11 protein-coding genes and 1 pseudogene are annotated in these 14,065 nt (G+C 53.4%); 5 read left to right on the forward strand and 7 right to left on the reverse strand.

The features are described 5' to 3' along the window. Positions 1–106 precede the first annotated feature (106 nt). A pseudogene (locus ABLN87_RS21275) lies at positions 107–277 on the reverse strand (transposase); the annotation flags it as partial. Positions 278–548: 271 nt separating this feature from the next. Between ABLN87_RS21275 and ABLN87_RS21280 the strand changes: the two are divergent. After that, the gene (locus ABLN87_RS21280; protein ID WP_353014047.1) at positions 549–1,064 is read left to right on the forward strand and encodes a winged helix DNA-binding protein; all 516 of its coding nucleotides are present in this window, start codon (positions 549–551) and stop codon (positions 1,062–1,064) included. Between the two features lie 19 nt (positions 1,065–1,083). On the opposite strand, the gene ABLN87_RS21285 is transcribed toward ABLN87_RS21280, so the two are convergent. Genes ABLN87_RS21285 through ABLN87_RS21295 form a run of 3 tightly spaced genes read right to left on the reverse strand, consistent with a single transcriptional unit; the run spans position 1,084 to position 3,980 of the window. Next, on the reverse strand, positions 1,084–2,385 hold the full coding sequence (locus ABLN87_RS21285) for a TRAP transporter large permease (protein WP_353014049.1): 1,302 nt from the start codon (positions 2,383–2,385) through the stop codon (positions 1,084–1,086). Between the two features lies 1 nt (position 2,386). Then, the gene (locus tag ABLN87_RS21290) at positions 2,387–3,016 is read right to left on the reverse strand and encodes a TRAP transporter small permease (RefSeq protein WP_353014051.1); all 630 of its coding nucleotides are present in this window, start codon (positions 3,014–3,016) and stop codon (positions 2,387–2,389) included. Position 3,017: 1 nt separating this feature from the next. Next, positions 3,018–3,980, reverse strand: coding sequence for a TRAP transporter substrate-binding protein (locus tag ABLN87_RS21295; RefSeq protein ID WP_353014053.1), 963 nt, complete (start codon positions 3,978–3,980; stop codon positions 3,018–3,020). A 111-nt stretch (positions 3,981–4,091) separates the two neighbouring features. Between ABLN87_RS21295 and ABLN87_RS21300 the strand changes: the two genes are divergently transcribed. From ABLN87_RS21300 to ABLN87_RS21315, 4 genes are all read left to right on the forward strand, one after another. Next, positions 4,092–7,724 carry a hydantoinase B/oxoprolinase family protein gene (locus ABLN87_RS21300; RefSeq protein WP_353014055.1) on the forward strand — a complete coding sequence of 1,211 codons (3,633 nt, stop codon included), beginning with the start codon at positions 4,092–4,094 and terminating at the stop codon, positions 7,722–7,724. After that, on the forward strand, positions 7,721–9,118 hold the full coding sequence (locus ABLN87_RS21305; protein WP_353014057.1) for a Glu/Leu/Phe/Val family dehydrogenase: 1,398 nt from the start codon (positions 7,721–7,723) through the stop codon (positions 9,116–9,118). The genes ABLN87_RS21300 and ABLN87_RS21305 overlap by 4 nt, the downstream gene beginning before the upstream one ends. Before the next feature lie 39 nt (positions 9,119–9,157). Further along, positions 9,158–9,886, forward strand: a complete 729-nt coding sequence (locus ABLN87_RS21310; protein WP_353014058.1) for an EamA family transporter — start codon at positions 9,158–9,160, stop codon at positions 9,884–9,886. A 326-nt stretch (positions 9,887–10,212) separates the two neighbouring features. Then, the gene (locus ABLN87_RS21315) at positions 10,213–10,776 is read left to right on the forward strand and encodes a hypothetical protein (RefSeq protein ID WP_353014060.1); all 564 of its coding nucleotides are present in this window, start codon (positions 10,213–10,215) and stop codon (positions 10,774–10,776) included. Positions 10,777–10,961: 185 nt separating this feature from the next. Here the strand turns inward: ABLN87_RS21315 and ABLN87_RS21320 are convergent, their stop codons facing one another. From ABLN87_RS21320 to ABLN87_RS21330, 3 genes are all read right to left on the reverse strand, one after another. Then, positions 10,962–11,363: a nucleotidyltransferase domain-containing protein gene (locus ABLN87_RS21320; RefSeq protein ID WP_353014062.1), complete on the reverse strand. Its 402-nt coding sequence runs from the start codon at positions 11,361–11,363 to the stop codon at positions 10,962–10,964. A 60-nt stretch (positions 11,364–11,423) separates the two neighbouring features. Continuing rightward, positions 11,424–11,981, reverse strand: a complete 558-nt coding sequence (locus ABLN87_RS21325; protein WP_353014064.1) for a shikimate kinase — start codon at positions 11,979–11,981, stop codon at positions 11,424–11,426. A gap of 1,663 nt (positions 11,982–13,644) precedes the next feature. Next, positions 13,645–14,065: hypothetical protein (locus ABLN87_RS21330; protein ID WP_353014066.1), on the reverse strand; the 421-nt coding region annotated here is incomplete at its 5' end.

The raw sequence follows: 14,065 nt of genomic DNA on the forward strand, positions 1-14,065 counted from the left end.
AAAACAACTCGGCATCGCAAGATCAACAGCTTACAGATTGATCAAGGAAACAGCGCAGCCCTAGCTAAACGGCCTTAAGGTGTCATTCTGCCCCCAGCCGGAACAGACCCCTAAAGGCCGTCGCCATGTTCTCTATCGCTGCCCGCTTCCACGTTCCGATCTGCGTCGGGTGAACGCCATATTTCTTAGACAGTTCCGCCAGCGTCATCTCCTCGCGGATCACTTCAAGCGCAACCTTGGCCTTGAACTCCGGCAAATGGTTCTTGCGTTTCTTCATTTTGGATCGTCACTTTCGTCATGCGATCCATCTTAGCCGCTGGTCTAAATTTCCGCGACTACCTCTGATTCAACGAAGGAGCCCAATCTACCAATGCTGCACATAGCACGAATGACCGCGACCTGCCGCAAACCAGTCGTTAAATGTGTCAAAATTTGTTTCAAGTTAGCCGGTCCATAGAGTTGGGCGACTTGACGCTAGATAATGTTCTAGTTGCACTAACATCTTCGCATGTTATGGTCGTAACACCGGCAACTTACAGATAAAACGCATGGAAAAAACTGCAAAACGCAAGATTGTCTCCTCGCGTCACCTCGCGGATGGTGAAGGATGGGAGGCATCAGAATTCGAGTTCGGGCTGATCATCGCTTTCAACGCATTCTCGCGATGGATGGTCAAATGTATGGCGGCAGCCGGACACACAGAAATGAGCCATCTGGAAATCTTGGTTCTCCACAACGTGAACCATCGCGGCCGCGACAAACGTCTGAGCGACATCTGCTTTTTGCTGAACATCGATGATACACACACCGTCAACTATGCGCTGAGAAAGCTTTCCAGGGCGGGATTGATAGAGTCCGAAAAGCGCGGAAAGGAAGTCTTCTATCGTACTTCGAAAGAAGGGGCTTCCCTGTGTGATGAATATCGTTCTGTTCGGGAACGCTGCCTTATCGACGGGCTAGGTCGCATGGACCTTTCCGGCGAAGAGCTGAGCAGCATTGCGGTTAGCCTACGCGCCTTGTCGGGCCAATACGATCAAGCAAGTCGGGCCGCATCCTCTTTGTGACGCTACCCGACACGCGAATTCAGCGACTCATTGCATCCGGCAGGTACGTCACGATCTCGGGGAAGATCGTAATCACAACGACGGCCACGAGAAGTAGGAAGAAGAACGGCAACGCCGCCTTTGCTATCCGCAAGATATCCATACCTGTGAGCCCCTGAATGACAAACAGGTTGAAGCCGACCGGCGGTGTAATTTGGCTCATTTCGACGACCAGTACCAGATAGATGCCGAACCAGATGGGATCGATTCCAACGGCGAGGACCATCGGCATGATGATGGACGTCGTAAGAACAACGACCGAAATGCCATCTAGGAAGAGTCCGAGTACGATGAAGAAGATCGTCAGCACAGCCAATAATACGTAAGGTGACAGGCCCATCTCTCCGATCCAAGCGGCGAGGTTGCGCGGCAAGCCGGTGAACCCCATGGATACGGCGAGGAAGGCGGCGCCGAGGAGAATGAAGGCGATCATGCAGGATGTACGTGCCGCCGACAGGAGCGCATCCATGAAATCACTTCGGGTGAAGCTACCCGAAAGGACCGCCAAAAGGATCGACAACAGGACGCCAAGGGCAGCGGCATCGGTCGGGGATGCGATCCCCGTGTAGATCGCGCCGATAACGCCAGAGATCAGCAGGGCGACAGGGATTAGACCGCGGGCCTCCCAGAGTTTTTCTTTCAGGTTGAGTTTGATCGTTTCAGCCGGGATGAGGCTTGGATCCATCCAAGCACGAATAGCGACATAGGCGCTAAACAATCCGACGAGCATCGCACCTGGGATCAACCCAGCCACAAATAGGCGCGCAATCGATTGTTCTGTGGCGACGCCATAGACGATCAGGATGATCGATGGAGGGATCAAGAGGCCAAGCGTTGCAGAACCTGCAAGCGTCCCTAGGATCAGGCTTTCTGGGTAGCCACGGGACTTGAGCTCAGGAATAGACATCTTGCCGATGGTCGCGGCGGTGGCGGCCGATGAGCCTGAAACAGCGGCGAAGATCGCACACCCAAGGACATTCACATGCAGCAGACGCCCAGGAAGACCGCCCAGCCACGGGGCGAGACCGTTGAACATGTCCTTGCTGAGTCGCGACCTCAGCAGGATTTCCCCCATTAAGATAAACAGCGGAAGTGCGGTGAGTGACCAAGAATGGCTGTGCCCCCAGAACGTGACCGCGAGGTTCAAACCAACGGATGAGTTCGAGAAGAAGGCAAGTGCAACGGCTGCGACTGCCGACAGCGAAAGAGCAATCCAAAGGCCCCCTGCCAGAAAGACAAACAGAACCGCGAGCAGAATCAAACCAACGACAGGATCGGACATTTCAGGCCTCCTCGGATGCGGCAATCACAGGCTCGCCGCGCAAAAGTGTTTCGATGAGACTGTGGATGACCGCGACGCACAAAAGCGTCATTCCGATGCCTATGGCAGATTGCGGAATCCAGAGAGGGATTGGAATCGTCCCATTTGATACATCGCCAAAATGGATGCTCTCGGCGACAAGAACCCAGATGTAGTAAACTGCGAAAACCGTCAGGAACGTAGCTGCTATGAGCGCTATAACCTCAGCGATAAGTTGCGCCTTTGCCGGGAGTCGCGCTGTGACGAGGGAGACTTTGATGTGTCCACCGCTGCGGAACGTATAAGGCATGGCAAGGAAGGTTGCCGCTGCAAGCATAAAGCCTGAAAAGTCTGCATATGATGGGATTGTCGACGGCAGAGGCAGGCCGAACACCCGCGTCGCAAAATTCAAGAAGATCTGTGCGCTGATCAAAACGGCAATGGCCAGGATAGTGAATGCCGATATCCACCCCGCCGCAAGATAGATCCGGTCTAAAGACGTTCGCATGATGTGCCCCTCTAAAATAAGCTTGGCGCTTGGGCGGCAGAAGACCAGCGCCAGGCTCTCTTTGGCAAGCGGTAACCACCCTAGAGGATGGTCCCTGCTCGACATGTTACTGCTGATAGGTCGTCAGAATGGAAAGTGCAGACCCAGATGCGTCCTCTTTCCAATTCGTTAACATCTGCGCGCCAATCTCTTGCAGTCCTGCGGTCAGTGCGTCGCTTGGCTCGACAATGATCATACCGTTTTCCGCCATGACAGCGGTTTTTGCATCCGCCTCGGCGGCCGACATTTCCCAGCCACGCGCTTCGGCGGCTTCAGCAGCTTCCAGAACGGCTGTCTGAACCTCTTCTGGCAAGCGCTGGAAGGCGCGCATGTTCACCACGACGATGTTCTTCGGCACCCAGGCGTTGATCGGCGTGTAGTGCGTCACGAAATCCCATGCAGTGGAGTTTGCACCGGTAGATGGCGATGTCACCATAGCTTCAACCTGACCGGTTGCGAAAGCTTGTGGAATGTCTGGTGCCTCAACCTGAACAGGCGCTGCACCCGCAAGTGTCGCAAACTCCTCCAATGCAGCATTGTAAGCGCGGAACCGCAGCCCCTCTAGCCCTTCGACGGATTCAATCTCACCGTTGGTATAAAGTCCTTGTGCGGGCCACGGTACAGAGAATAGTGGCATCAAACCGTCTTCTGCCAAGAGTTCCGTCACGACTGGGCGTTGCGCTTCCCAAAGAAGTTGCGCATCTTCGTAGCTTGTCGCCACAAAGGGCTGGCTGTCGATTCCGAAGGCGGCATCATCGTTAACCAGACGCGACAAGAAGAATTCACCGATGGGAACTTGCCCGGACCGGACAACATTGCGGATTTCACCATGGGGAAACAGGGAGCCGCCGGAGTGAACCGTGATGTCCAGCGCCCCATCCGTCGCCGCAGCGACATCCGCCGCAAATTGAGAGATGTTTTGAGTGTGGAAGGTCGCGTCACCGTAAGGGGTCGGCATATCCCATGTATCTGCGGCTGCGGCACCGGTCAGACCAACGGCAAGACCAGCAGCCAAGATGAAGTGTTTCATTGTTAAGCTCCTCTGTTGAACTGAACCCGAGCCATAATCCCGAATTCACTACGTTGACAAATTGTCAGCGTTTTGCACATAAAGCAACAAATTTATTCATAGGAGATTCAAATGACTCTGCAAACTGATCCGAAGTGGGATTTCTGGATTGATCGTGGTGGCACGTTCACAGATATTGTGGCGCGTTCTCCTGTCGGCGACCTCAAGACGCATAAGATTCTGTCGGAAAAACCAGAGTCATACAGCGATGCAGCGGTGCAGGGCGTTCGCGAAATCATGGGTCTTTCAAAGGATGAAGCTATCCCCAAAAACGCAATCCGTGCGATCAAAATGGGAACGACCGTCGCAACAAATGCACTCCTTGAGCGCAAGGGGGAGAGGACTGTTTTATTCATTACACGGGGCTTTAAAGACCTCTTGCGAATCGGGTATCAGAACCGTCCGGACCTATTCGCACTTAACATTCAGTTGCCTGATTTGCTCTACTCTGACGTCGTTGAAGTTGATGAGCGGTTAGATGCCGATGGGAATATCATCGACGCCATAGATCTGCGAAAAGCGAGGGAGGCCATTTCTCATGCCTATGGCCAAGGATGCCGGTCTGTCGCCATAGCTCTGCTGCATAGCTACCGGAACCCGGAGCATGAAAAAAAGCTTGGCGAGATGGCAGCCCAACAGGGGTTCGAACAGATCTCACTTAGCCACGAAGCAAGCCCACTGATCAAACTGGTGTCGCGCGGAGATACGACAGTCGCGGACGCCTATTTGACGCCGATCCTCAAAAAATACGTAAATCAGGTCCGCGGCGCTCTCGGTTCTGACGCGGTTGAGCGCTTGATGTTCATGCAATCGAATGGCGGCCTGACCGACGCTGATTTTTTTCACGGTCGCGATGCAATACTGTCAGGGCCCGCAGGTGGTGTCGTAGGCATGGTTGGTACAGCCACGCAGGATGGGTTCGACAAACTCATTGGTTTCGACATGGGTGGAACATCGACTGATGTTTGCCACTATGCCGGTGAATATGAACGCAGCTTTGAAACCGAAGTTGCTGGTGTTCGCATGCGTGCGCCAATGATGAACATTCACACGGTTGCAGCTGGCGGCGGGTCGATACTGTCTTTCCGCGATGGCCGGCTCCAGGTTGGTCCTGAAAGTGCGGGCGCTGACCCTGGTCCTTCATGTTATCGGCGTGGTGGACCGTTGACGGTTACCGATTGTAACGCCGTCCTTGGCAAGCTTCAGCCCGAGAATTTCCCGAACGTCTTTGGGCCAGACAGCAACGAGCCGCTTGACATTGATGCCCCTCGCCGCCTGTTTGAAGCACTAGCGCAAGAAATTTCAGAACAAACTGGCGAACAACCCTTATCGGTTGAGGCTCTTGCCGAAGGTTTCCTTCGCATCGCCGTCGACAATATGGCGAACGCCATCAAAGAGATCAGCGTCGCACGTGGTTATGACGTCACGGGATACACGTTGAACTGCTTTGGCGGCGCGGGTGGGCAACATGCTTGCCTTGTCGCGGATGCGCTTGGGATGACGTCGGTTTACTTGCATCCTTTTGCGGGCGTTCTCTCCGCACTTGGAATGGGGCTGGCCGACATTGTGTCGATGCGCGAACAACAGTTGCTTGTACCAGTTTCCGACCTCGCCGCGATCACAGCGGCCTCTGTCGAATTGACCACCGGCGCAACAAAAGAGGTGCTGCAACAAGGTGTAGACCGCTGCAACATCTCTGTTCGCGAAAAGGTCTACCTGCGGATGTCGACCTCGCAAACCACCTTGCCAGTGGCACTTGGGACGAAGGAAGACATGATTGAAGCGTTCCGTTCTTCCCACGAGACCGAGTTCGGGTTCCGCCCTGAAACGGACGATATTGTCGCGGAAATGATCTCAGTCGAGGCTGTTGGCGCGTCAGGTGCAGCAGCGAAACTGCCGAATGCCGAAACCCAAAACAGTCAGCATGGCTCCACCCTGATGTGGGCGGACCATAGCATGCAATCTGTTCCAACCCATGATCGCACGAAGATGGGTGTTGGCACCGTTGTGGCTGGCCCTGCCGTAATCAACGAACCAACCGGCACAACAGTTGTTGAACATGGATGGGAGGCCACATGTATTGACGGTGGATCGCTTGTGTTACGTCGCGCAGTGCCGCTTGTGCGCCAAGAAGCGATTGGGACGACCGTTGATCCCATCATGCTTGAGGTCTTCAACAACCTTTTTATGTCGATTGCCGAACAAATGGGCGCGACACTTGCCAAGACGGCAGCCTCGATCAACATCCGCGAGCGGCTGGATTTCTCATGCGCGATCTTTGATGCATCAGGCGATCTGGTTGCGAATGCGCCACATGTACCCGTGCACCTAGGCTCAATGAGCGCAAGCGTCAAATCGATCATTCGCGAAAACGCGGGCCAAATCAAACTTGGCGACGTCTTCATGATGAACGACCCTTTCAATGGCGGCACTCATTTGCCGGACGTAACGGTCATCACGCCAGTCTTCGATGACGGCGGAAAAGAAATTCAGTTCCTTGTCGCATCGCGTGGGCACCACGCTGACATAGGTGGCAAAACACCCGGCTCAGCACCGCCTGACAGTCGTCATATCGATGAAGAAGGTGTCCTGATCAAGAATTTCAAGCTGGTCTCTGGCGGCCGTCTCTTGGACGCCGAGGCTCGGGCGCTACTGGCTTCCGGTGCGTATCCTTGCCGTAACATTGATCACAACATGGCCGACCTGACTGCACAGATCGCTGCAAACGCAACTGGTGCTACCGAACTGCAAAAGGCCGTCGATCAGTTCGGCGCCGATGTCGTCCAGTCCTACATGCACCATGTGCAGGACAATGCTGAAGAGTCCGTCCGCCGGGTTATTGATGTACTGGAAGACAGCAGCTTTATCTATCCGCTGGACAGCGGAGCCAAGATCGAGGTTGCGATTTCAGTCGACCGGGCAACACGCAGCGCGACCATAGATTTCACGGGCACAAGTTCCCAAGATCGCTTGAACTACAACGCGCCCTTGGCCATCTGCCATGCCGTTGTCCTTTATGTTTTTCGCACGCTCGTTGGCACAGACATCCCCATGAATGAAGGCTGCTTGAAGCCGATCAAAATCAACGCCCCCGTGGGCAGCTTCATAAATCCCAAGTACCCCGCTGCCGTGATTTCAGGAAACACGGAAGTCAGCCAAAGCATCGCAGACGCTCTCTACGGCGCTCTAGGTGTCGTCGCAGGAAGCCAAGGCACCATGAACAACTTCGTCTATGGCGATGAGTACCTTCAGAACTATGAAACCATCTGCGGCGGCACCGGTGCCGGGCCAACCTTTGAGGGATGCTCAGCCGTTCATAGTCATATGACAAACACGCGGATGACTGACCCGGAAGTGTTGGAGACCCGCTTTCCGGTTCACGTGCGCTCGTTTTCGATTAGAGAGGGCTCTGGTGGGGACGGGCAACATCGGGGCGGCGATGGCATCGTTCGCGAGATTGAGTTCCTGTCTCCGATGACCGTGACCGTGTTGTCATCGCACAGGCAAACAAGAGCTTTCGGTGTGAATGGCGGAGCAGCCGGCGCACCCGGAGAAAACCAAGTGCGCCGCAAGGATGGCAAGCTTGAAGACCTTCAAGGAAACGATCAGCGTGACATGGCATCTGGAGATATCTTTATCATGAAAACGCCCGGCGGTGGTGGCTTCGGTTCTTCAGGAACAACATCCAAGGTAGCGGCGGAATGAGCGGTTCGTTTCTGTCTGACGTCGAAGGTTTCTATGATCTTGCCGTCAAGGATCTGTCCTTGCCCGTAGGCGTTGGCGAGAAAATCAAAGTCGCCAACGCCACTTACACCACCCGGTTTGGCGTAAGGTTGCGCAACAGAATGTTCACTTTCACAGGCTGGCGGTCGGCGCATTCTAGCCATCAAAGCCCTTCTAAGGGCGGTATCAGGTACGCGCCAAACTGCACAATCGAGGAGGTCGAGGCGCTTGCGGCGCTGATGACATACAAGTGCGCTTTGGTGGGCGTGCCATATGGCGGTTCAAAAGGCGCACTTTGTATTGACCCGCGGGAATGGACCGAAGTTGAGCTTGAGAAAATCACGCGACGGTTCGCCCAGGAAATGATCCGTCACAGGTTTTTAGACTCTGCAAACAACGTCCCTGCTCCCGACGTCGGTACGACCGAACGCACGATGATGTGGATTGCAGATGAGTATAAAAGGTTGCGGCCAGAAGACATCAACGCGCTTGGCTGCGTCACGGGCAAACCACAAGGTGGCGGCGGTATCGAAGGGCGTGTTGAAGCCACAGGCCGAGGCGTCCAGTACGCCATTCATGCCTTCTTCGACACGCCAACCTTGATCGATCCAATTTTTGGCGATGCGCGTTTGACCGATAAAAGCGTCGCCATCCAAGGTTTCGGGAACGTCGGAGCGCATGCTGCTCTGTTCTTAAGCGAAGAAGATGGCTGCAAGATCACATCGATCATCGAACGCGACGTTGTTGTGAAAAATCCAAACGGGATTAACATTCGCGACCTCATTTCGCATCGTGACGCCACTGGCTCAATCGCCAATTTCTCAGGCGCAACCTGCACAGACACTCCTCCAAACGCGCTTACGGTGGATTGTGACATCCTAATTCCGGCCGCTGTGGAAGGCGTGATCAATGCGGGCATTGCACGACGCTTGACTGCAAGGCTCATTGTCGAGGCCGCGAACGGGCCTTGCACATTTGATGCAGCGGAAATTTTGCAAGAGCGGAACATCCAGGTCATTCCGGATCTCTATGCCAACGCGGGTGGTGTGATTGTCAGCTACTTTGAATGGGTGAAGAACCTTGGACACATGCCATTCGGTCTCCTTGAGCGACGGTACCATGAGAAAGGTCACCGTGTTCTGACGTCGACCATCGAACGCACAGTTGGCGCATCACTTCAGTGGGATGAAGACGCCAGCTATCTCAGCGGCCCAACAGAACTCGATATGGTTCGTTCTGGCCTGGAAGAAATTATGCGCCGCACACTCGGCCGGATTGTAGCAGAGCAATCCGCACGCGGTGGGGACCTGAGAAAGGCAGCCTACCGGTTGGCAATCAATCAAGTGGCGGAGGCATACAGAGCAATAGGTCTTTAAACGAAATGTAATAACTGACCCAGACCGGAGAACCAATTTATGTTTGCTTTTGCTGAGGTCGGAGCTTTCAATAAGCGCGCTGCGGTCACGTGCTCCCTGGCAGCGAGCCTGAGTATGGCGCTAGTTGGGGCGTTTTCTAAGTCGGATTACGACATCATGTTCCTGTTGCTTATCCGCTGCCTGGTTCCGTTGGCGGTAGTAGCGATCGCTGTTTTTTGCCTGTTTCGTGAGGAAATCGGTTGCAGCAATGTTCTGAGTCATTTAATTCGCGGCCTGCTTTTCCTCATGAACCAGGCCGCATTTTTCTACACGGTTAAGCACAGCAATGTTTTGTTCGGAACCTTAATGTTTAACATGGCGCCCTTGTATGTGCCTATCCTGGCATTTCTTTTTTACAACGAGCGGACCGCCCAGAAAATTCTGATAGCAGTTGTGATTGGTTTTTTTGGTGCAATCATTGCGATACGGCCTCAAGTAGAGACCCTGTTTGCACCGGCGACGATCACGGGGGTTTCATCCGGGATATTGCTGGCAGCATCGCAGCTCATACTGCAAAAAAACGTGAGAAACGAAGCAAATCTGTCGTGCATGTTCTGGTTCTATCTTTTCTCAACCGTGCTCGCCTTGGCTGTTTGCGCCATCGCCTATTTTGCCAATGGCTACAACGTACTCGATGTCAGTTTCGCCAACTCCATGACCTGGTTGGTTGTTGTTGGTATCTCGGTAAGCTCGCTTTGTTTTCAATATTTTACCGGTAAGTTTTTCTAATACTGGACACTACGCAACCTTGCTCCTTTTATGTACTGCTCAATCCTGTTCGCGGCTGTGCTAGATTTTTTGGTTTGGCACATTCTGCCTGACGCACTCGATTTGTTGGGTATTTCAATTATCGCTCTGGCTTGTATTTTTGTGATGCGAAACAAGGGCCGTAGCTAACTAGAGGGTTCAAGCGACATAAACAGGTTGAGGTCTGTTCCGGCTGCGGGCAGAAAGACACTTTAAGGTCGGATGTCACCTGTATCCGCCTGTGAGCAGGATATGCGCCCGACTTCCCGAAGCCGCTGATTGGATTCAGTGACATCACCGCACTTCAAATGGCCCTATGGCGAAACAGCGCGACCCTCAGCGTCCATGGCGCTTTGACCGGCAGTAACGACGGCCAACTCAGTGATATTGCAGCACGCTCCTTGCGCTCCGTCTTGATGGAGAGTGAACCGATCACGGTCAAATCCGATCCCGCCATTGAATCCGGGGCGCTGACAACAGAGGGGAAAGCAAGTGGCACGCTTATCGGCGGCAGCCTTACGATGTTGGCTACTGCCGCCGGGTGGGCGCTACCCTCCCTGCGCGGGGCAATCCTTTTGATCGAGTCTGACGGGATCGCAATCGGTCAGTTTGAGCGGGACCTGACCATGTTAGTGAGAGCGGGTCATCTTGACGGCATTGCAGGCGTTGCAATCGGCCACATCAGCGGCACTCCTCCGAATCCGCCGATTGATGCAATCGGATTGCTGCGACAAAACCTTGAGGGGTTTGGCGTTTCGATCCTCGGCGGGCTTCCGATAGGTCACGATCCAGATGCGCGCTCGGTCTTGATTGGTGCCCAAACGCAAATCGACGCAGATTCAGGAACGCTAACACAGCCTGCAAGAGCTTAACCTATCAAACGCGGATCATGTCGGCAGTTCTGATGACATCAGCGATAAGATAGCTTAGACCCAAACCGAAACAGCCGATGATTTTTGCCGACTAAGCAGGTATCAATAGGGTTGGAGATGCGGCAGCAGGGAGTTTGGGTCACTCCATCGCCATGGTTCGTGACTTTTGTGAGAACGCCGAAATCTTAGAAGGTTTTCCTGTGGACTGTTCTAATACTTGTCCCATGCAACTGAGCCACCGCAACCAAAGGATCACGCCACACGTATTCTGTGTCTCCCCAGAACATCGTCACAAGTCCATTAGCTCGGTTCTGTACTAAGTACATTTCGACCATGGTTTCTGAGAATACAAACGCACGTTTATGAGCAAAGCGCTTCGCGGCGATTTCATTCTTAAGTTCGCCATCAATTAGAGCTTGGTCTATTGCTGAGAAATCATTGGCTTCAACAACTATGTCGATGTCCTTATGTGGACGGGGCGGGATTATGCCAAGTGCTTCCTCTGCCCAGCCACCGCACAAAGCTGCTACAATCCTCAGTTCCGCCAGCTTGGCTAGAACGGTTGTCACTGTTTCAGGCGTATTCACGTATCTCGATCCGTGGTCATTGTTCGATTGTGGTCGGCGATAGGAAAGAAGCCCGCAAGCTCAACAGATGTCCTCTGTCGGTCGGTCTGCATCGCGCATTTGGGCAAAAATTGCATTTGCAACTTCTTCAGGCGTTCCTTGAAAGACGGTGACTTGATCTGCGAGTGACCTATATACAGGCAGACGCTCCAAGAACTTCGGACGCTCGATTTCTTCACTGAGATTGAGACCGCGTTGAACCTGGCGAGACACAATAGTATTTGCGCATTCGACTGGGTCCGCGTTCGGTAATAGCAGTATTGAATGCCCAATCTTCTTCACCGCAGACCTGTTTTTCTCGACGGTTTCGATTTCAACCTCAGCAATCATAAAACCCGAAGAAAGAGCCCCGACACACGGTTCGGCACGCTGGTAGATGTTCTCAAAGAACAGTTTTGAGTTTTCACGCACGTACTTGGCGTAACCATAGTCGTTTATGTACTTACCAATGTGTCCAGGTCCGGACATGAATCTTTCATCCAAGTCGATGAACTCGCGGCCAAGGAGCTTTGCGAGATGAGGTCCGGATGAAGTCTTTCCGACCCCACCAGGTCCAACGAGAAAAATGTGCTGATCCATATGAACACTATACCAGCGAGTGACTTATTCGCACGCTCACAATTGTATCGAATGCGACCGTAACGGACGTTGGAGTTGAAGCAACGAACGGCAGCAAAGTCCCGCATCTTACCAGTTCTGGCCTGGCGATGCGAAAGGCATTTCTCGGAACTCCAGCCCGATGTGATATGCACAGTCTCAGTGACGTTAGCCCGTCTCAGATAATCTGCGCTCAGTAGCAGTTATTGTGAGCCAGTGGCGATTTTGGGTCTCAAATAAACTGAGCCGAAAATACCGATGATCTCGCGCCCGAGTACGGATAATCTCAAGCCGCTACACGTAGGCATATGAACAAGGCAGTAGAAACGCGACGGAAGCCGGGAACGAACGTGGTATGGCTTTATCTTTGCCTCGGCCTTGTGTCTGGTGTCCTTCTTGCCATTTCCATTGTCACTGTCGTTCTGCCGTGGAATGGAATGAGGAGCGTCGTGCCCTTGGTCACTGTCATCTCCGTGCACGTCATGCTTATCCTGACTGTGTTTGGGATTATCAGGGCTCAACGAGGTACGGACAGGCCAGATGAGGATTATTAGCCTGGTCAGCCCATCCAGCGGAATTCGACCGATACGCCTCTAAGTTGTTGAGACAATAACACTCGTCTGGTACCTTCCAAAGTCGGAAACCCTGATTCAGGAGGATCAGATATGCTGAATCGTCAGACCTCAGTGCTTCGCGCGGCAGGCGCAGTAGCCCGTTAAAGCGGTCTGACAGGTTTCCGATCTGAAGGCCGCCCCATGAGCGGCCTTTTTCGTGTGTTTCCTCATGTGGCGGCTTTCCATCATTAATGGAGAGTGCAATGCCAAACCTATCCCTTTACATCCCTTTGAACCGGTCGCGTCACCTTTTACTGAGGCTGGCAGTTACTTTGGTTCCGCGCCACCTGGGCGAGCATCCTGCTCCGCGTGGGCACGTAGACTTGCCGGACTACCTCAAGAAAGACGTTGGTCTCCCGCCAGAGGTTGAGCGCCCCCCGCCTCTGGACCTTCGGTTCCCATTCTGACCTGTCAGTCGAACAGGGACAGTTTACTGTCCCTGTTGTCAACAACGCACAGTCCTGTGTGCGGCCACTATCTCACCGGGAATCAGAGCGTTCCAAGCGGATAGGGTTGCTCTGCCTCAAGCCAGTGAAGTGTCCAATTGCCCATGGGTTGGATCACTTTCAGAAAGGTAGTCTGTCGATTATTCGTTGCAGCGTATTCCGTATCCGGTTTCGCGGTAACCTTCTGGAGGTCTAGTATCGAAACTTAAGCTTCCGGTAGTCTCGCACCCCGTCGTATCCAGGATGATTTCGTTATAGTTTAGGCCATCGAAGACGATGGGATCATCTTTTCGCCGTATATACGCAGTGTTCTTCAACTCTCTGTCCCACCAGACTGTTACTTCCGAGCCGTTGTGCAACGCTTTCCGTTGCTCGATGGATGGACCGCTGATGGGATCGCTTGGTTGCGCTGTTTGTGCGCATGCGGACAGTGCCAGTATGCCGAGAACCAAGGCGAGACCAGATGTGAATGTTTTGCGTAGCATTGTTGAGGGGACTCCAGATTTAGGGTTAGGTCGTTTAGCGGTCTTTTGCGGAAGGCACACCCTGCACCTTCAGCCCAGTTTGCTGTCTCGCTGATGAAACTTAGCGAAGAGCACTCATCTTGTACCAGCGGCGCTGGAAAGAGCGTTTCACCACAAACCAAAGCGCTGCCAGCGGGAAGATCGAAAGGACGATGATCCCAAAAACATTGGCAATAAGTGTTGAGTAAGGTTCGATGGCGTCCCTTACTGACATTCCGATCAGGCTGAAGGCACCCAAGGCCATTACCCACAAGAATAAACCGATTACCATGCTCATCAGTGGCGGGCGGCACAACACAGCGCCGCAGGCTGAGCAAGCGGTATAGCCCTCTTTGATTTCAGTTCCGCAGTATCCACAATTCATTGCCATTTGTCTGACGTCAGCACCAATGGGACAGTTTAAGTCGATTTGATAAGAGAGGGTTTCTGGCTCATCGTAACCGCCAAGGAGTGGAGATGAGTAAGAAACCCGGAACCAAGCA

It is taken from the genome of Ruegeria sp. SCP10 (genome assembly GCF_040329495.1).
Taxonomy (GTDB): Bacteria; Pseudomonadota; Alphaproteobacteria; order Rhodobacterales; family Rhodobacteraceae; genus Ruegeria.